This is a genomic window from Enemella evansiae, assembly GCF_002250705.1.
GTDB classification, from domain to species: domain Bacteria; phylum Actinomycetota; class Actinomycetes; order Propionibacteriales; family Propionibacteriaceae; genus Enemella; species Enemella evansiae.
Genome location: NZ_NMVP01000001.1, coordinates 158,795 through 176,916, shown reverse-complemented (window position 1 = coordinate 176,916; position 18,122 = coordinate 158,795). Strand labels below are relative to the sequence as shown.

Annotated in this window: 18 protein-coding genes; 4 read left to right on the top strand and 14 right to left on the bottom strand. The window is 70.6% G+C overall.

The annotated features are described in order from the left end of the window. The first annotated feature begins 25 nt into the window (after positions 1-25). Complete coding sequence (locus BI335_RS00880) at positions 26-463, top strand: nitroreductase family deazaflavin-dependent oxidoreductase (protein ID WP_094424811.1); 438 nt, start codon at positions 26-28, stop codon at positions 461-463. Between the two features lie 288 nt (positions 464-751). Here BI335_RS00880 and BI335_RS00875 read toward each other — a convergent pair whose 3' ends face one another. The 8 genes from BI335_RS00875 to BI335_RS00840 all read right to left on the bottom strand — a co-directional run bounded on the left by BI335_RS00875 (position 752) and on the right by BI335_RS00840 (position 8,528). Further along, positions 752-1,462, bottom strand: coding sequence for a VOC family protein (locus BI335_RS00875; RefSeq protein WP_094429436.1), 711 nt, complete (start codon positions 1,460-1,462; stop codon positions 752-754). Further along, on the bottom strand, positions 1,462-1,653 hold the full coding sequence (locus BI335_RS00870) for a hypothetical protein (protein WP_094359059.1): 192 nt from the start codon (positions 1,651-1,653) through the stop codon (positions 1,462-1,464). Before BI335_RS00870 ends, BI335_RS00875 begins: the two co-directional genes overlap by 1 nt. A gap of 126 nt (positions 1,654-1,779) precedes the next feature. Beyond that, entirely contained in the window at positions 1,780-5,334 is a 3,555-nt protein-coding gene (smc, locus tag BI335_RS00865) for a chromosome segregation protein SMC (RefSeq protein ID WP_094429435.1), read from the bottom strand. A gap of 3 nt (positions 5,335-5,337) precedes the next feature. Further along, positions 5,338-6,030 carry a GtrA family protein gene (locus tag BI335_RS00860; RefSeq protein ID WP_094429434.1) on the bottom strand — a complete coding sequence of 231 codons (693 nt, stop codon included), beginning with the start codon at positions 6,028-6,030 and terminating at the stop codon, positions 5,338-5,340. Continuing rightward, positions 6,027-6,920, bottom strand: coding sequence for a bifunctional DNA-formamidopyrimidine glycosylase/DNA-(apurinic or apyrimidinic site) lyase (gene mutM, locus BI335_RS00855; protein WP_094429433.1), 894 nt, complete (start codon positions 6,918-6,920; stop codon positions 6,027-6,029). Before mutM ends, BI335_RS00860 begins: the two co-directional genes overlap by 4 nt. A 1-nt stretch (position 6,921) precedes the next feature. After that, positions 6,922-7,608 carry a ribonuclease III gene (gene rnc, locus BI335_RS00850; protein ID WP_229118922.1) on the bottom strand — a complete coding sequence of 229 codons (687 nt, stop codon included), beginning with the start codon at positions 7,606-7,608 and terminating at the stop codon, positions 6,922-6,924. 96 nt (positions 7,609-7,704) lie between these two features. Beyond that, positions 7,705-7,896, bottom strand: coding sequence for a 50S ribosomal protein L32 (gene rpmF, locus BI335_RS00845; RefSeq protein ID WP_094359049.1), 192 nt, complete (start codon positions 7,894-7,896; stop codon positions 7,705-7,707). A gap of 71 nt (positions 7,897-7,967) precedes the next feature. Continuing rightward, positions 7,968-8,528 (bottom strand): YceD family protein, encoded by a 561-nt coding sequence (locus tag BI335_RS00840; protein WP_094404099.1) that lies wholly within the window; start codon positions 8,526-8,528, stop codon positions 7,968-7,970. A 120-nt stretch (positions 8,529-8,648) separates the two neighbouring features. Here BI335_RS00840 and BI335_RS00835 point away from each other — a divergent pair, with 120 nt between their 5' ends. Both BI335_RS00835 and BI335_RS00830 read left to right on the top strand, forming a co-directional pair. Then, positions 8,649-10,142 (top strand): sensor histidine kinase, encoded by a 1,494-nt coding sequence (locus BI335_RS00835; RefSeq protein WP_094429432.1) that lies wholly within the window; start codon positions 8,649-8,651, stop codon positions 10,140-10,142. Next, a complete protein-coding gene (locus tag BI335_RS00830) occupies positions 10,139-10,792 on the top strand; it encodes a response regulator transcription factor (RefSeq protein ID WP_094359043.1) in 654 nt (217 codons plus the stop codon). Before BI335_RS00835 ends, BI335_RS00830 begins: the two co-directional genes overlap by 4 nt. On the opposite strand, the gene BI335_RS00825 is transcribed toward BI335_RS00830, so the two are convergent. From BI335_RS00825 to rsmD, 4 genes are all read right to left on the bottom strand, one after another. Continuing rightward, positions 10,777-11,733 carry a hypothetical protein gene (locus BI335_RS00825; protein ID WP_094429431.1) on the bottom strand — a complete coding sequence of 319 codons (957 nt, stop codon included), beginning with the start codon at positions 11,731-11,733 and terminating at the stop codon, positions 10,777-10,779. The genes BI335_RS00830 and BI335_RS00825 overlap by 16 nt on opposite strands. Positions 11,734-11,853: 120 nt before the next feature. After that, positions 11,854-12,348, bottom strand: coding sequence for an ATP synthase subunit B family protein (locus BI335_RS21285; RefSeq protein ID WP_094360616.1), 495 nt, complete (start codon positions 12,346-12,348; stop codon positions 11,854-11,856). Then, the gene (coaD, locus tag BI335_RS00815) at positions 12,348-12,833 is read right to left on the bottom strand and encodes a pantetheine-phosphate adenylyltransferase (protein ID WP_094429430.1); all 486 of its coding nucleotides are present in this window, start codon (positions 12,831-12,833) and stop codon (positions 12,348-12,350) included. The genes BI335_RS21285 and coaD overlap by 1 nt, the downstream gene beginning before the upstream one ends. Next, positions 12,830-13,444, bottom strand: a complete 615-nt coding sequence (gene rsmD / locus BI335_RS00810) for a 16S rRNA (guanine(966)-N(2))-methyltransferase RsmD (protein WP_094360612.1) — start codon at positions 13,442-13,444, stop codon at positions 12,830-12,832. The genes coaD and rsmD overlap by 4 nt, the downstream gene beginning before the upstream one ends. A gap of 32 nt (positions 13,445-13,476) precedes the next feature. On the opposite strand from rsmD, the gene BI335_RS00805 reads away from it, so the two are divergent. Then, the gene (locus tag BI335_RS00805; RefSeq protein ID WP_094360610.1) at positions 13,477-13,935 is read left to right on the top strand and encodes a ribose-5-phosphate isomerase; all 459 of its coding nucleotides are present in this window, start codon (positions 13,477-13,479) and stop codon (positions 13,933-13,935) included. A 191-nt stretch (positions 13,936-14,126) separates the two neighbouring features. On the opposite strand, the gene BI335_RS00800 is transcribed toward BI335_RS00805, so the two are convergent. Both BI335_RS00800 and BI335_RS00795 read right to left on the bottom strand, forming a co-directional pair. Beyond that, positions 14,127-15,503 carry an HNH endonuclease signature motif containing protein gene (locus BI335_RS00800; protein WP_172421663.1) on the bottom strand — a complete coding sequence of 459 codons (1,377 nt, stop codon included), beginning with the start codon at positions 15,501-15,503 and terminating at the stop codon, positions 14,127-14,129. Positions 15,504-15,782: 279 nt separating this feature from the next. After that, positions 15,783-18,092, bottom strand: a complete 2,310-nt coding sequence (locus tag BI335_RS00795) for an ATP-dependent DNA helicase RecG (RefSeq protein WP_094429428.1) — start codon at positions 18,090-18,092, stop codon at positions 15,783-15,785. Positions 18,093-18,122 lie beyond the last annotated feature (30 nt).

Below are 18,122 nucleotides of genomic sequence, written 5' to 3'. Positions count from 1 at the left end.
ATGGTCCCGGGCTAGGCTCGGGGCCATGACGATCAAGGGTGAATATGTCCCCAGCCCCACCGAGTGGGTCCGCAAGCAGGTTGAGGCGATCGAGGCCGCTGGCGACACCCGCGCCGCCCAGGTGATGGATCGCGATGTGGTGATGCTGACGATGCTGGGTGTCTCCGGCAAGGTCCGCAAGGTGCCGCTGATGCGCGTCGAGCACGACGGCTCGTATGCCGCAGTGGCGTCGAAGGGCGGCGCCCCGGAGAACCCCAAGTGGTATGCCAACGTGAAGAAGAACCCGGTTCTCGACCTGATGGACGGCACCGAGACCTTCGCGGTGAGGGCACGCGAACTCAGCGGCAGCGAGCGCGAGGAATGGTGGGAACGCTGCGTCGCGGCCTACCCGCCCTACGCCGAGTACCAGACGAAGACCGACCGCCAGATCCCGGTCCTGATCCTCGAACCGATCACCTACTGAACCGGGCCCCGGCCCACACGTGGCGCACCCCCATTGCGTCCGACCATCGCGCTCCCCATACCGGGTAGCTGTCGACCAATACGGGTTTGATGCCCGAGAAGCATCAAAGAAATGTTTGATGCCCAGCCGACATCAAGGAAATCTTTGATGCTTCCTGGGCATCAGGACGATCTCTGATGCTCACCGGGCATCAAGGAAATCCTTGATGCCTCTCGAGCATCAAACCTGTATCAGTCGGGAGCAGTGGGCCAGGAGAATCGTGGAAAGTGGCCCGGGGCCGGTGCGCGGTCAGCCGTGCAGGCAGAACTCGTTGCCGGAGGGGTCGCGCCACAGCTCCCAGGGCAGTTCGCCCCAGCCGGGGTCGTAGCGGCTGCCGCCGGCGGCCTCGATGCGGCGCGCCCAGTCGTCCCGATCGTCGCCGGTGACGTAGCGCAGGTCGAGGTGCATCCGGTTCTTGCGTACCTTCGGCTCGACCTGGGGGCACAGCTCCAGCAGCGGGCCCAGCCCGGACGGGTGCGTCAGCGTCGCCGGCACCGAGCCGCCGACCAGCTGTTCCCAGCCGGTGAGCATCGCCCAGAACTCCAGGTCCCGCGCCGGATCGGCCGAGTCCAACGGCAGCGCCGCCAGTGGCCCGCGGTCGGCGTACTCGGCCCGCTCCTCCATCACGCAGAACGGATTCCCCTCGGGGTCGGCGAGCACCACCCACGGCACGTCACCCTGACCGATATCCAACCGCGCGGCGCCCTGCCCGAGCAGCCGCTCGACGACCTCGCCCTGGCGTACCCCACCGGCCAGATCGGGATGCAGCCGCGGCGTACCGACCGCCGGCTCATCGACCAACGGGAAGCACAGATCGAGAAACTGGTCGTCGGAATACCGCAACCGGGCCTCGAAGATGTCGGGCCCTTCGGTGATCGGTTCGGCACCGAGCGCCGCGGCCCAGAAGCCGCCCAGCCCACGGGGATCCCGGGCGTCGACGACCAGGTTCTCCAGGTGCATCAGCGGAAGAGCTTGACCAGTCCGCTCGGCGGCTCGCCGTCGCCGTTCAGCGCCTGGGCGGCGCGGGCGAAGCCGTGCGCGACCTTCGGGTGCTGGCTGCGGCCGTGCCCGGCCATGCCCATCGCCACGGCGCCGCAGACGAAGGCGGCGATGACGAGGGCGAGGAGGGTGAAGAGGACGATGCTGCTCACGGCACACCTTTCTCAAGGTCCAACTGGGGAAGGCGCCGGTCGACCACTCCGGCGGGACCAGTGTTACACCTGTGACTCGTGTGATTCCAGTTGTCCGGATCACGATCTCATCAAGGAGTCGAGGGTTCAGTCCCGGATCCGCTGGCTGATTACCGTGGACACCCCGTCGCCGCGCATCGTCACCCCGTAGAGCGCGTCGGCGATCTCCATGGTCCGCTTCTGGTGGGTGATCACCAGCAGCTGGGAGTTCTCCCGCAACTGCTCGTAGATCTCCAGCAGCCGGCCCAGGTTGGTGTCGTCCAGGGCCGCCTCGACCTCGTCGAGGATGTAGAACGGGCTCGGCCGGGCGATGAACAGCGCGACCAGGAAGGCGACCGCGACCAGTGAGCGCTCGCCACCCGACAGCAGCGACAGTCGCTTCACCTTCTTGCCGGGCGGGCGGGCCTCGACGTCGACGCCGGTGGTCAGCCACTCCCCCGGTTCGGTGAGCACGAGCTTGCCCTCGCCGCCGGGGAAGAGCTTGGCGAAGACCTGTTCGAAGGCGGTCTCGACGTCGGCGTACGCCTGCGCGAAGACCTCCTGCACCCGGTTGTCGACCTCGGCGATGATGTCGGTCAGGTCCTTGCGGGTACGCCGCAGATCCTCCAGTTGCTCCGACAGGAACTGGTGCCGCTCGGTCATCGCGTCGAACTCCTCGAGCGCGAGCGGGTTCACCCGGCCGAGCACCTGCAGATTCTTCTCCGCCTTGCGCAGCCGCTTCTCCTGCTCGGCACGCACGAACGGGACCGGCTCGGGCTGCTCGTCGTCCTCGGTGAGCGCCGACCCGTCCGCCCGGGTGAGCACCGGGATGGCGTTCTCCGGCCCGAACTCGGCCATCAGCGTCTCCGCCTCCAGGCCGAGCTCCTCCATCGCCTTCTCGGTCAGCGATTCGACGCGCATCCGTTGCTGGGCGCGAGCCAGCTCGTCGCGGTGCACGGTGTCCACGAGCTGCTGCAGTTCACCGGCCAGCTCCCGGGAGCGGCGCCGGGCATCGGCGAGTTCCCGGTCGGCGGCGGCGCGGACCTGCTCGGCGGCGGCGCGTTCGGCGGCCGCGATCTCGCGGGAGGCCTCGACGCGCTTGAGCAGCCACTCGGCGGCGGTCCGCACCGCGCGTGCATTCTCGCCCTCGCGCTGCAGCTGGATCCGGCGGGCCTCGGCGCGGGCCCGGGCGCGGCGTTCGTTCTCGGCGGCGCGGCGCAGCGAGTCGGCGCGACCGGCCAGCCCGCGGACCCGTTCCTCGGTGGTACGCAGGGCCAGCCGGGCGTCCATCTCGGCCTGTCGGGCACCGCGTGCCTGCTCGGCCAACCGGTCCCGTTCGCCGGTGTCGGCGTCCTCGTCGATCTCCTCGGCCGAGGCCAGTTCCAGCCGTTGTTCCAGCTCGGTCAGCTTCTCGGCGTCCGCGGCCTGCTGGGCCTCGGCCTTCTGCGCCGAGTCGGCGAGCCGGCCGGCCTCGTCACCGGCCTGCTTGGCGAGGTTCTGCCACTTGCCGAGGTCCTCGGCCAGGGCGGCCATCACCGCATCGGATTCGTGCAGCTTGCCCAGTGCCACGTCGAGGCGGCCCTGCGCCTCCTCGTGCCGGTTGCGCACCTCGCCGAGCGCGAACCGCAGCCGCTCCACCTGGTGGTCGGCGGCCACCAGTCGCTTCTCGGCCTCATCGACCGCGGCCTGGGCCTCGATCAGCGACTGCTTCGAGCCCGAGCCGCCGGCGGCGAACCAGGCCGAGAGGATGTCCCCGTCGCGGGTGACCGCGGTGACATCGGGCAGGTCGCCGATCAGCCGGCGGGCGGCCGGGAGGTCGTCGACCACCGCGACCTTGCGCAGCACCCGCAGCACCGAGGGCCGCAGCTCGTCGTCGCAGCCGACCACGTCGGCGGCGTACCGGGCCCAGTCCGGCAGCCGCGGCCAGGTCTCGCCGTCGGTGACCGCCCCGCGCAGCAGCAGCCCCGCTCGGCCGAGGTCCTCGGCCTTGAGATGGTCGAAGGCCCCGACCGCGGCATCCGGCCCGGTCACCGCGACCGCGTCGGCGGCCGAGCCGAAGGCCGCCGAGACCGCGGCCTCGTAGCCCTGTTCCACCTGCACCAGGGCCGCGACCGAGCCGAGCAGGCCGCCGACCCGGTCGGTGGCGGCGAGCAGGGCGGCGGAGGCATCCTTGCGTTCCAGGCCGAGCTTGAGCGCCTCCAACCGGGCGGCCGCGGCGGCGCGTTCCTGGTTGGCGGTCTGCTCCTGGCGCTGCAGCTCGCGCAGTTCGGTCTCGACCACCTCGAGTTCGTCGGCGGCCTGTTCGTGTTCGGAGTCGAGGTCGACCTCGCCGGCGTCCAACCCGGCGACCCTGGTCTCCAGGCTGGTGAACTCGGCGCGGGCCCGCTGGGCGCGTTCCAGTGCCTGTTCCCGGGCGCTGGTCAGTCGGCCGATCTCCTCGACCACGGCCTCGGCGCGGGAGCGGGCGGAGTTGACCTGGCCGGTGAGCCGGGCCAGGCCCTCCCGCCGGTCGGCGATCGCGCGGAGCTGGGCGGCGAGCCGCTTCTCCTCGGTGGCATGGGCCTGTTCGGCGTCGGTACGCCGCTGGGTCGCCTCGGCGAGCGCGGCGTCGGCGGTGGCCACCTCGGCGCGCAGCTGCTCCTCCTGGCGGCCGACCTCCTTGGCCTCGGCTTCGAGCTGCTCCGGGTCGCGGCCCGGGCGGTCCTCGGTGGGTTGGTTGTCAGCGTTGCGGACCCGTTCGGCGGCGATCGAGATGGTCGAGGCGACCCGCTCGCGCAGCCCGGACAGGGCGTACCAGGTCTCCTGCGCGGCGGTCAGCCGTGGCGTACCCTCCCGCAACTGCTCTTCGGCCTCGGCCTCGGTGTCCCGGGCGGCGGCCAGCGCGTTCTCGACGCTGGTTCGCCGATCGCGCAGCGCCTGCTCGTCGGCGAGCTCGGATTCCAGTGCCAGGGTGGCCTGCACCAGATCGTCGGCGAGCAGTCGGGCGCGGGCGTCGCGGACCTCGGCCTGGATCACCACGGCCCGGCGCGCCACCTCGGCCTGCCGGCCGAGCGGTTTGAGCTGCCGGCGGATCTCGGCGATCAGGTCGTTGAGCCGGTTCAGGTTGCCCTCGGTGGACTCCAGCTTCCGCAGCGCCTTCTCCTTGCGCTTGCGGTGCTTGAGGACGCCGGCGGCCTCCTCGATGAACCCGCGCCGGCCCTCCGGGGTGGCCTGCAGGATCGAGTCGAGCTGGCCCTGGCCGACGATGACGTGCATCTCCCGGCCGATACCGGAGTCGCTGAGCAGCTCCTGGACATCGAGCAACCGGGCGGCGTTGCCGTTGATCGCGTATTCCGAGCCGCCGTTGCGGAACATGGTCCGCGAGATCGTCACCTCGGTGTATTCGATCGGCAGCGCGCCGTCGGTGTTGTCGATGGTCAGCGCCACCTCGGCCCGGCCCAGCGGGGCCCGGCCGGAGGTGCCGGCGAAGATGACATCCTCCATCTTGCCGCCGCGCAGCGACTTGGCGGCCTGGGCACCCATCACCCAGGCGAGCGCGTCGACGACGTTGGATTTGCCCGAGCCGTTCGGGCCGACCACACAGGTGATGCCGGGCTCGAAGTTGAGGGTGGTGGCGGAGGCGAAGGACTTGAAGCCGCGCAGGGTGAGGCTCTTCAGGTACACGGTTCAGCCCCGTTCCGTGTCCCCAGAACCGTCGCGAACCGAGTCGTCGTGGATGGTGTCCTCGTGCACCGTGCCCTCGGGGATCGGGTTGCCCTCCTCGTCGACCACCTCGGGGGCGACGACCGCGGCCACCATCGGCAGCTCCTGCTCGGGATGCAGCCGCTTGCCGCGGACCGCCCGGAAGGTCCAGAGCTTGTTCACCACGAAGTTGATCGGCATGGTCAGCGTGATCTGGATCAGGTTGGCCCAGTAGAGCGGTTTGCGCAGCCCGGAGCTGTCGTCCAGCACCGGGAACAGTTTCGCCAGCTCGACCGGTGAGCCGTGCCAGAGCAGCAGCTGGATGATCACCTGACCGACCAGGTAGGCCACCGATCCGACCGCCAGGAAGGGGAAGAACTCGCGCCACCAGCCGGCATGCTTGCCGGATTTGAAGGTCCAGGTGCGGTTGAGCTGGAAGTTCCAGACGTTGGCGACCAGGAACGCGACCGTGGTGATCACCACATACCAACGGATGTTGAAATCCGAGAACGGCAGCGGGAACGCCACGTCGCGGTAATCGCCCCCGAGCAGCTTGTTGAGGATGATCACCACGATCTGGTTCACGAGTACGCCGGAGCCACCGACCAGTCCGAAACGCAGGAACTGCAGCCAGTTGTGGCGGTGACGCACGAAGACGTAGTGGGCGGCTCTCTTCACGATTGGACCACCCTAACGGCGCGCCCGCCGTTCACCGAACCAGCGGCCGCGCGTGGCGCGCGTTGGCATCGTGGGCAGCGGAACGCCGAGCGGTTCATGAACGCCTCCCGCACGATCGGCGTACCGCAGCGCTCACACGGCAGACCTTCTTGACCGTAGGCGTGCAGCGCCCGGTCGAAGTAGCCGGATTCGCCGTTGACGTTGACATAGAGCGCATCGAAGCTGGTACCGCCGACGGCCAGCGCCTCGGCCATCACCGCCCGCGCGGCATCGAGTACGCCGACGGCGGCGGCCTGGCTGAGCCGCTCGCCGGGCCGGTCGTAGTGCATCCGCGCGGCCCAGAGCGCCTCGTCGGCGTAGATGTTGCCGATCCCCGAGACCAGCGTCTGGTCGAGCAGCGCCCGCTTCACCCCGCCACGGCGGCGGCGCAACCGGCGGGCGGTCTCGGCGACGTCATACGCCGCATCGAACGGGTCGCGGGCGATGTGGGCGATCTCGGCGGGCAGTTCGGCCCCGTCGAGCGACAGCGAGACGCCACCGAACATCCGCTGGTCGACGAAGCGCAGCTCGTGCCCGGAATCGTCGAAGGAGAAGCGGATCCGGGTGTTGCGGGCATCGGGCAGACCCGGTTCTGCGGTCCGGAACTGGCCGCTCATCCCGAGATGCACCAGCAGCGCGTCGCCGTCGGTGAACGGCAGCCAGAGGTATTTGCCGCGCCGTCGCGGGGTGTCGAAGGTGCGCCCGACCAGGGTGGTGGCGAAGTCGTCGGGGCCGGCCAGATGCCGGCGTACCGGGCGGGGATGCAGCACCTGGACCGCGCTCAACCGGCGGCCGGCGATCAATGGGGTGAGCCCGGCACGGACCACCTCGACCTCGGGCAGCTCCGGCACCTCAGCCGACCTCGCCGGCCTCGGGCGTACCGGGCTCGGCTGTCGGCTGCTGGCGTTCCCGCAGTTCGGCGAAGGCGCTGCCGGCGGCCTCCTGCTCGGCCTGCTTCTTGTTCCGGCCGCGGCCGTGGCCGAAGCGCAGTTCGCCGAGCACCACGACCGCCTCGAAGCGCTTGTCGTGGTCGGGCCCGGATTCGGTGATCTCGTAACGCGGCGCGCCCAGCCCCAGGGTCGAGGTGAGCTCCTGCAGTGAGGTCTTCCAGTCCAGCCCGGCACCGAGTTGGGCGGCCCGCTCCATCAGCGGGTCGAAGAGCCGGTGCACCAGCAGCCGGGCGCCGTCCATGCCGTGGGCCAGATAGACCGCGCCGATCAGCGCCTCCATGGTGTCGGCCAGGATCGAGGACTTGTCGGCGCCACCGGTGGTGATCTCACCGCGGCCCAACCGGATCTGCGGGCCGATGCCCAGCGAGCGGGCCACCTGGGCCAGCGCGCGGGCGTTCACCACCGCGGCGCGCAGTTTCGCCAGCTCACCCTCGCTCAGCTCGGGATGCACCCGATAGAGGTGTTCGGTGACGATCAGCCCGAGCACCGAGTCGCCGAGGAACTCCAACCGTTCGTTGGTCGGCAGGCCGCCGTTCTCATAGGCGTACGAGCGATGGGTCAGGGCAAGCACGAAGAGCTGGGGGTCCATCGGGACCCCCAGCTCGGTGCAGAGTTGCTCGATACCCGCCATCGCGTCAGCGGCCGCCGCTCGACGGCCGACCGGGGCGTCGCCCCGGCGGCGGGATCAGGACTCGAGGACCTGTCGCCGCGCCGCGCGCGGACCGTACTGGCCGCAGGACGGGCAGACGGTGTGCGGCAGGTGCTTCTGCCGGCAGGCCGGGTTGGCGCAGGTGACCAGGGTCGGGGCCTGGGTCTTCCACTGGGCGCGGCGGTGCCGAGTGTTGCTGCGGGACATCTTCCGCTTGGGGACGGCCACGATTCTCTCCTGTGTCGGTCGTACGCCGGGCGTTCCGGCTCTTTCCCGCGGGTGCGGGGTGGTCTTGCGGTTCAGCTCCTGCCGGGCTCGCCATCGGCGCGCCACCCGGCCAGTTCACCCCAGCGCGGGTCGACGGCCGACTCATGGGTGTGCTCCGGATCGGCGTTGAGATTGGCCCCACAATCGGGGCACAGTCCCGCGCAGTCCGGCCGACACAGCGGCATGAACGGCAGTTCCAGCACCACCTCGTCGCGGACCAGGGGTTCGAGGTCGAGCAGCTCGCCCTCCATCCTGCTGGCCTCGGTGTCGTCGGGCTCGGCGTCCGGGTAGAGATAGAGCTCCTGGATGTCGATCTCGAGCTGCTGCTCCATCGGCTCCAGGCAGCGTCCACACTGCCCGGCCACCTCGACCTCGGCGGTCCCGGTGACCAGCACCCCCTCGACGACCGACTCGAGTTTCAGATCGAGCCGGATCGGCGATCCGGTGGGTACTCCGATTACGTCGCTGCCAATGCCCTCGGGCGCCTCGGTGCTGGTCCGCAGCTCCCTCATCGCACCCGCTCGACGACCCAGATCATGGGTATCGATGACCAGAGGATCCCTCCGGTCCAGCGGGCGTGTTGCTGAGCTCATGCCAACCCCCTCGCGCGCACGACGGCATGGCGTCGCCATAACCGACGTCCCAGACTACCTGCCAGCCGGAGACCCATGCAAACGCGGGCCCCGCCGGCCCGCTGGGCTTAGGCTGTGCGGGTGCCGCAGCCCGATTCCGCCGCCGGAACGCGGATCGGTCTGACCGTCCGCGCCCGGGTGCTGCTCGCCGTCGCGGTGCTCTCGCTGCTGGCGATGAGCCTGGCCGGTGTGGTGGCGTACGCCCTGGAGCGGCAGCGGATCGACCGCGACATCGACGACCTGCTGCGCCGCCGGCTCTCCGACACCACCGCGCTCACCGAGCGGGCCCGGGATCTGCGGACCGGGGAGCCGCTGACCACCACCGCGGAGCTGCTGCAGGCGGCGGTGCTGGAGACCCCGACCCAGGATCACGAGAGCCGGCTCGGGTTGATCAACGGCATGATCACCTGGTCCGCACCCGATCCGACCGGCAGGACCTACACCGATCCCGCCTTCCTGACCGCCGTGCTCGGCCAGCCCACCGACCGGGTGAGCCTGGCGAGCTGGTTCGGCACCGTACCGACCACCTCCCCGCAGCTGCGCTATCTGGTCGCACCGGTGCGGATGACCGGGGACAGCCAGGTCGGGCTGCTGGTCGTCACCATCGATTCGCGTGCCGAGTACGCCTCCCTGAACCGCAACTTCCGCAACTACTTCCTGGTCGGCGCGGGCTCGCTGCTGCTGATCTGGTTCGCCTCCTGGCTGCTGATCGGGCAACTGCTGGAGCCGATCTCGCTGCTGCGGCGGACCACCCGGGAGATCACCGAGACCGACCTCTCCCGCCGGATCCCGGTCCGCGGCAACGACGACCTGGCCCAGCTCACCCACACCGTCAACGCCATGCTGGACCGGTTGTCGCACACCTTCGCGGCGCAGCGCGACCTCTACGACGACGTCGGCCACGAGCTGCGTACGCCGCTGACGATCCTGCGCGGCCACCTGGAGGTGATGGACCCCGACGACCCGGACGATGTCCGCGCGGTCCGCGCCCGCGGCATCTCCGAGGTGGACCGGATGGCCCGGCTGGTCGAGGATCTGCTGACCCTGGCCAAGGCCGAGCGGCCGGACTTCATCCGGTTGCAGTCGGTCGATGTCGGGACGCTGACCGATGAGGTGCTGGAGAAGGCGCGGTCGCTGGGCGATCGCCAGTGGCAGCTCGCCGAGGTCGCCGATGTCCGTGCCCAGCTGGATCCGCAGCGGGTCTCCCAGGCGTTGCTGGAACTGGCCCGCAATGCGGTCAAGTTCTCCGAACCCGGATCGATGATCGCGATCGGTTCGCGCGCCGAGGGCACCGAGGTCCGGTTCTGGGTGCGCGACCAGGGGTCGGGGATCGCGCCCGAGCTGGCCGCCAGGGTCCGGGAGCGGTTCGTCCGCGGGCGTGCGCAGGCCGAGGGGTCGGGGCTCGGACTGGCGATCGTCTCCGAGATCGCGGCGGGACACCGGGGCACGCTGACGATCGAATCCCCCCACTCGGTAGGTACGACCATTAGTCTCATCCTGCCGAGACGCCCACCCGCGACCACAGCACGCCCCTTCGACGCAGAACTCTCCAACGAGAACGAGGACGAACGATGAGCAGCATCCTGATCGTCGAGGACGAGGCCGAGATCGCCTCGTTCATCGCCCGGGGCCTGGGCGCCGCCGGCCACCAGACCGAGACGGTCGGTGCCGGGCAGGCGGCCATCGAGCGGGTGTCGGCGGGCGAGGTCGACCTGATGGTGCTGGACGTCGGGCTGCCCGACATCGACGGTTTCGAGGTGGTACGCCGGTTGCGCGAGTCGGGCTCGCGGGTGCCGGTGATCATCCTCACCGCCCGCACCTCGGTCACCGACACCGTCGCGGGGCTGGAGTCGGGGGCCGATGACTACATGGCCAAGCCGTTCAGCGTCGACGAACTGGTGGCCCGGGTCCGGCTGCGGCTGCGGCCCGCCGACACCGAACCGCTGGTCCTCAGCCACGGCGACCTGAGCCTGGATGTGCGGACCCGCCGGGCCCGCGCCGGGGAGCACGAGGTCGAGCTCACCGCCCGCGAGTTCGCGCTGGCCGAGGCCTTCCTGCGGCACCCGGGTGAGGTGCTGACCCGCGAGCAGCTGCTGTCGATGGTGTGGGGGCTGGACTTCGACCCGGGCTCGAACGTGCTCGAGGTCTATGTGCGCTACCTGCGCCGCAAGATCGGCGCGCAGTATTTCCAGACCGTGCGGGGCCGCGGCTACCGGTTGGCCTGACCGTCCTGGTCCTGACCCTGCTGGTCCTGCTGACCCTGCTGGTCCGGGGTCGCCGGTGCCGTCGGTGCCGGAGTCGGCATGGCCGAGCTCGTCCCGACGCGGGTCTTCTTCGGCTTCTCCCGGGCGTCGATGTGACTCGGGCCGGGTTTCAGCGCACCGGTGCTCGGGCGCGGCTTCGCGGTCGGCTCACCGCTGCCGGAACCCCGTTCGGTGTCGCCCTTCCTGCCACCGTCTGAATCATCGCCCTGCTCGTCCTCCGGGAGCGGGGTGATCGTCTCCTGCTCGATGGTCGAGCTGGTGGGTGGGCGGAGGCCCTGGGCGGGTTGACCGCGCTCGATACGGCCGCCACCCGAACCGGTGGAACCGGCCGTCGGTGCGGCGGCGGTCGGGGCCGCACCGGTCGAGCCGGTCGTGGTGGGTGCCTGGGTCGGGGCGGGTTGCCGGGCCGAGCTGGGCGCCACGGGCTGCTGCCCTCCCCCGGTCCGCGTCCCGGTCCCGGCCTGCGGGACGGAACCCGGCCGCGCCGGAGCGGCACCGGGGGCAGGGGCATCGGCCGCGGGGGCACCGGCGCTGGCACCGCTGCGCGCGTCCGGGGCTGCGCCGGCGCGCCGCTGGGGAACAACGGTTCCCACGGTGGCCCCCGGAACACCCTCGGCCGGCCGCGGGGTGGCCAGCGCGCGGTCGCTGGGCTGCGCGGACGGGGACGGCGCCTCGGGCGTACCCGTCGGCTCCCCCGGGGGCAGCTCACCGGGCGCGGTCCCACCGGGACCCGCACCGCCCGGTACCGGGCCGTCGGCCACCGAGTGCGGCAGCTGCCGGCCGAACAGCATCCCGCCGAGCTCCTGCGAACCCGGGAAGAGCCCGTAGTTGATCGCACCCATGGTCACCGTCATGGCGACGGCGACACCCACCACGGTGGTGGTGGCGCGGGAGGCAGGCATCGGTGAATCCCTCGGCTCGTGGGTGAGAACTCTGTAATCAGTCGACTACATTACCGCTTTCAACTAAATCCCAACAGCCACCGGGCCAGAAAATCTGGTCAGCTGACCAGCACCTGGAGCTCAGGCGGGCGGCAGGGGTTCGGCGGTCTCGGCGTCGAGGCCGGAGCGCTCCGCCAGCCGCTGCCGGGCCACGGCCACCTGGCTGGAGGTCTTGTGCAGCACCGATTCGAAGGACGCCATCCGGGAGTCGATGAAGATGTCGGTCTCCCGCCGCAGCGCCCGGCACTCCTCCTCGGCCTCGTTGCGCAACCGCTCGGCCTGCTCCCGGGCCTGCCGGGTGATCTCGTGCTCGGTGGCGAGCTGCTCCGCGCGCTGCCGGGCGTCGGCGACGATCTGTTCGGCATCGGTACGCCCCTGATCGCGGTGCCCCTCGGAGTCGGCGAGCACCCGGTTGGCCCGCTCCAGTTCGGTTGGCAGCGCGGCCTGGATCCGGTCGAGGAGCTCCAGCATCTCGGCGCGGTTCACCACACAGGACGCCGACATCGGTACGCCCTTGGCCTGGCTGACCGCCTGCCGCAGCGCGGCCAGCGACTCGGTCAACTGATCCGCGCTCATCAGCTCTCCCCTCGATCGGCGGCGCGGGCCCTGATCCGGGCGGCCGCCGCGGGCGGTACGAACTCGGACACGTCGCCGCCCATCAGCGCGATCTCGCGGACCAGGGTCGAGGACACGAAGGACCACTGGGCCGCGGTCGGCAGCAGGATGGTCTCGATCCCGCTGAGCCGGGTGTTCATCTGGGCCATCTGCAGCTCGTAGTCGAAGTCGGAGGCGAACCGCAGACCCTTCACGATCGCGCCGATACCGTGCTCGCGGGCGAAATCGACGAGCAGACCGGACATCGTCATCACCTGCACCCCCGGCAGTCCCTCGAGCGCCTCGTCGAGGATCTCCACCCGCTCCTCGGGGCTGAAGAGGCTGTTCTTGGCGGTATTGGTGCCGACGCCGACGACCACCTCGTCGAACAGGTGCGCGGTCCGTCGAATGATGTCCAGGTGCCCGTGGGTGCACGGGTCGAACGAGCCGGGGCAGATGGCCTTCACCCTGGCGTCACCTCCTCGGTCGCCGCCGCGGTCAGTTCCTCGGCGAAGTGCAGGGTGGTCTCACCGTAGCGTCGCTGCCAGCCGTCGCCGACGCCGGGCGGCCACTGCGGTGCCGCGCCGCGGCTGCCGCGCTCGACCACCAGCAGACCGTGGGTGGCCAGCCAGCCGTGGCCGACCAGATCGGCGAGCACCCGGTCCAGCCGCTCGGCGGGCAGGTCATAGGGCGGGTCGAGCCAGACGATGTCGAACCCCTGCGGGGCCGGGGTCGCCGCCAGTTGCTCCACCTTGGCGGTCCGTACGCCCACCTCGAGTTCGGTGTCGGTGGCGTTGCGGCGGGCCAGGTCGGCGGTCTTCCGGTCGGACTCGACGAGCAGGACCGGGTCGGCGCCGCGGCTGGCCGCCTCCAGCCCGACCGCGCCCGTGCCGGCGTACAGGTCGAGCAGGCTGAACCCGCGCAGTGCCCGATCGGGTGGTTCGTCCTGCCCGTCGGCCCAGGACACCAGCGCCGAGAACAGTGCCTCGCGGACCCGGTCGGAGGTGGGCCGGGTGCGCTGATGATCGGGGGTGGCCAGCTTGCGGCCGCGGGCGGTTCCGGTGATGATCCGACTCACCCGGCCATTATCGCGCGTGCGACGATGAGGGCATGCGCGTCCACCTCGCCACCGACCATGCCGGTCTGGAACTGAAGAATCTGCTCGCCGATCGGCTGCACGAGGCCGGTCACCAGGTGATCGACCACGGCGCCCACACCCTCGATCCCGAGGATGACTATCCACGCTGGATCATCCCGGGTGCCGAGGCCGTCGCGGCCGACCCGGGGTCGCTGGGCATCGTGATCGGCGGTTCCGGCAACGGTGAGCAGATGGCGGCCAACAAGGTGCGCGGGATCCGCGCCGCGCTGGCCTATGACACGACGACCGCGAGCCTGGCCCGGCAGCACAACGACGCGAACGTGCTCTCCCTCGGCGCCCGGATGCAGGATCCCGAACAGCACTGGGAGATCGTGCGGACCTTCCTGGACACCCCGTTCTCCGAAGGTGAACGGCACATCCGCCGGATCGGTGAGGTGACCGCCTACGAGCAGGAGCACTGGCAGGGCTGAGCACGGCGACCACCATCGACGCCCTGCTGCGGGCCTCTGACGCTCATCGAGCAGTCGGCCCTGCGCCCCTGTGACGCTCATCGAGCTCATCGAGTAGTCGGTCATGCGCAGCGAAGCGGAGCAATGGCCGACGTGTCGAGATGAGATTGCCCTGCTCGGACGGTTGAGCGAGTCCCAAGCGGCGAGGGTCGTCAATGCCCATCATCGTCCGACGGTCTGGTCCTGATTCGGTGACGTAGGTGGCGTCGCGGGCGGCGGTTCGGATCCAATCCCCGTGGTGGCAGGAATTCCGGCAACCGATCGGCGGGGTTGAGACGGGCCTCCCAGCGGTTTTCGTTGTGCAGGTTGGCTCTGGCGGGTTCGACGAGGGCGTGGTGGTGTGGGCAGAGCAGTACGCCGTTGTCCAGACTGGTCGGACCCTGCGCCCACCACGGCTTGATGTGGTGCGCTTCGCAGCGTCGGGCAGGTTGACAGCAACCGGGGAAGACGCACCCTGCATCACGAGCCACCAGGGCGGCGCGCAGCTCACCGGTGAACAACCGGTGCGCCGGGCCGGCGTCGAGTGGGATCCCGAAGCCATTGAGGACGATCGGGATGATCTCGGCGTCGCACGCCAGCAGCCGCAGTTGCTGCGCGGAGAGCGGTCCGAAGGTCGTCTCGGTGAAACCGATCCCGCGGCGCAGCGTGTCCAGATCGACGGTCACGTGCACCCGCGCCCGGTCGTTGCCGCGGGCCGGTGCGCGTCTGGCATCGGCGTACGCCTGGGCCACCTCCAGCAGTGCGTCAGCGCGGCGCATCGCTCGTGAGGGACGGCCACCACACAGCCCGCAGGATGGGCCGGTGCACGAGCTCCCGCACAGGGGCGGTTCGTCGTCGCGATGGGTATCGGCCAGGGAGTCGAGCAGGGCGCTGAGCCGCTCACCCTCGGCGGCGGGAAGTTGACCCTTGATCCTGGTGGAGCCGTGACCGTCGTGGTGCAGATGCAACCCACGATTGCGGAGGGCCGCACGCTCCTCCTGTTCGAGCCGTCGCTCCAGCAGTGCGTCGGCATGGTCGGGATCAACGACCTCGACCAGATGTTCACCGACCGCGGCCAGGTCGCGCGGGTCCAGCCGCTGCGCCTGCTCGATCATGGATCGCTGCGCCGCGATCTCCTGCTGCGGAGCGAGGTCCGGCGGCAGTTGCTGCAACGACTGCAGGATGACGGCCGCCTGGCGAGGCGAGATGGCGGCCTCGGCGAGGGCGTGCCAGACGACCGGAGCACGCACGGTGCGGATCGCATCCCGCAGCACCCCGGAGGCCTGGCTGCCCGCATACCCCCGGCGTTCCCGCATCCAGGTCGTGGTGCGGACTCGGTGGACGTGTTGGCTGGCGTCACCGGCGTCGATGCCGGCCAGGGTGCGGGTGGACAGCGCGTGGAGCCGTGCGGCGATCCGCTCGTTCGCCTCGGCAACGCGGAGACGCTGCTCGTCGGTGAGCAGCCGATCATCGGCGTCGAGGACGAGTTGGCGCAGCAGTTCATCGACCGTCTCCACGGTCTCGACGAACCTGGCCGCACTGCCATCCATACCCGTCATTCAACAGACAGGGTCTGACAGTTTCCGCCCGGATCTGCCGCCCTGGCAGGAATTCTCGGAATCTGTGGATAGGTTTTGAGGGCGGGTCACGGCCTCTCGACACGGTCGCTGCGCGACCTACTCGAGGATCGTTGGGACCGTCGGTCGCTGCGCGACCTACTCGAGGATCGTTGGGACCGTCGGTCGCTGCGCGACCTGCTCGAGGATCGTTGGGACCGTCGGTCGCTGCGCCGACCTGCTCGAGGATCGGAGAGGGCCGGCTCACGGCACCTAGGTCCGCTCCAGCCACTCGGCGGCGGCCTGCTCCTCCACCTGGGTGATGGCGTCGGCGATGCCGGGTTCTTTCAGCTCCGGGTCGCGGGCGACGCAGTCCTCGGCGATCGCGCGGGCCTGTTCCAGCAGTTGCACGTGATCGAGCACCCGCAGCAGCTTCAGCGAGGAGCGGGCACCGGCCTGGCTGGCGCCGAGCACATCGCCCTCGCGGCGCTGGGCCAGATCGACCTCGGCGAGCTGGAACCCATCGCGGGTGCCGGCGACGGCGCGGAGCCGTTCGGCGGCCGGGGAGTCACCGGGGGTACGCGTCAGCAGCAGGCAGAGCCCGGGGTGCGCGCCACGGCCGATCCGGCCGCGGAGCTGGTGCAGCTGGGAGATGCCGAAGCGGTCCGCGTCGCAGATCACCATCACCGAGGCGTTCGGCACATCGACCCCGACCTCGACGACGGTGGTGGAGACCAGCACGTCCAGCTCACCGGCGGCGAAGGCGGCCATCACCCGGTCCTTCTCGTCGGCCGACAGCTTGCCGTGCAGGGCGGCCACCCGCAGCGACTCGAGCGGTCCGCCGGGGTCGGTCAGTTCGGCGTACAGGTCGGTGACGTTGCGCGGTGCGGGCGCGTCCTTGCCCTCCAACGAGGGATCGGGCGGTACCAGTTCGCTGTTCTTCTCCCCCGCCGAGATCTGCGGGCAGACCACGAACGCCTGCCGGCCGGCGGCGACCTCCTCGGTGATCCGCTGCCAGGCCCGCTCGACCCATTCGGGGCGGACGTTCTCCGGGACCACCTGGGTGCTGACCTCGCTGCGGCCGGCCGGGATCTCGGTCAGCGTGGACACCTCGAGGTCGCCGAAGACGGTGATCGCGACCGTCCGCGGGATCGGGGTGGCGGTCATCACCAGCACGTGCGGCCGGGCCTCGGCGCGGTCGTTCAGCGCCGCCCGCTGCTCGACGCCGAAGCGGTGCTGCTCATCGACGACCACCAGGCCCAGGTCGGCGTACTGCACCCGGTCGGCGAGCAGCGCATGGGTACCGACCACGATCCCGGCCTCCCCGGAGGCGATCTGCAGCAGGGCCTTCTTCTTCTGCGCGGCGGTCATCGACCCCGACAGCAGCACCACCTTCGTCCGCGGGCCGTCACCGAGCACACCAGCGTCGAAGAGGCCGCCCTCCCCCTCGGCGAGCGGGCCGAGCATCCGGCTGATCGTCTGGTGGTGCTGCTGGGCCAGCACCTCGGTCGGTGCCAGCAGCACCGCCTGGCCGCCATTGTCGACGACGGTGAGCATCGCCCGCAGCGCGACCAGGGTCTTGCCGGAACCGACCTCACCCTGCAGCAGCCGCTGCATCGGATGGGTCTGCTCCAGGCCGGTGAAGATCTCCTCGCTGACCTGCTGCTGGCCCGCGGTCAGCTCGAACGGCAGGGTGGCGTCGAAGGCGGCGAGCAGCCCGTCGCGCTGCCGCGGCCGCGGCGTACCGGGCTGGGACCGAGCGGCGGCGCGCCGGTAGGCCATCGCCGCCTGCACCGCGAACGCCTCGTCGAACAGGAACCGCTGCCGACCCAGCCAGGCCTGTGCCAGGTCGTCGGGGCGATGCACGTACTGCACCGCGGCCGCCAACTCGGGCAACCGCTCGTCGGCGGCCGGTTCGAAGTCGATGGCGCGGTCGGCGCGGGCCAGGGCGACCAGATCCACCGCCTCGCGGACCGTGGCGGGCAGCGGCTCGGGCAGCTCACCGGTCTGCTCGCGGACCAGGTCGATGCACTGGGCGATGGTCCAGGTGGGCAGCTTCGCGGTCGCTGGATAGATGCCGATCAGCCCGCCGACCCGGGAGGCCAGCTCACCCATCTGCTGGTTGCGCTGCGCCCCGCCGGTGATGTGGCCGGCCTCGTCGAGGGTGACGAAATCGGGGTGGGTGAGCTGCAGCTGGCCGTTGAAGACCCCGATCTTGCCGGCGAACAGCCCGCGCGCACCCTCGGGCAGGGTGCGCTGCCAGAAGTCGATCAGGTGCCTGCGGCCGAAGAAGGTGAGCCGCAGGGTCCCGGTGCCGTCGCCGACGATCACCTCCAGCCGCAGCGAGCGCTGGTTGCCCTTGGTCTCGCTCTTGATCACCCGGGAGATGAACGCGGCATCCTCGCCCACCTTGAGATCGCGCAGGCTGGTCGACTCGGCGCCGCGCAGATAGCGCCGGGGCACGTGCCGCAGCGCGTCGCCGACCGTGCGCACCTTGAGCTGCTCGAACGCCTTGGCGGTCTTGTCCCCCAGCACGGTCTCCAGCCGGGTGGCCTGGACGCGGTACGCCGGGGTCTGCCACATGGGCCACACCCTAGCGACCTGCCCCGACGG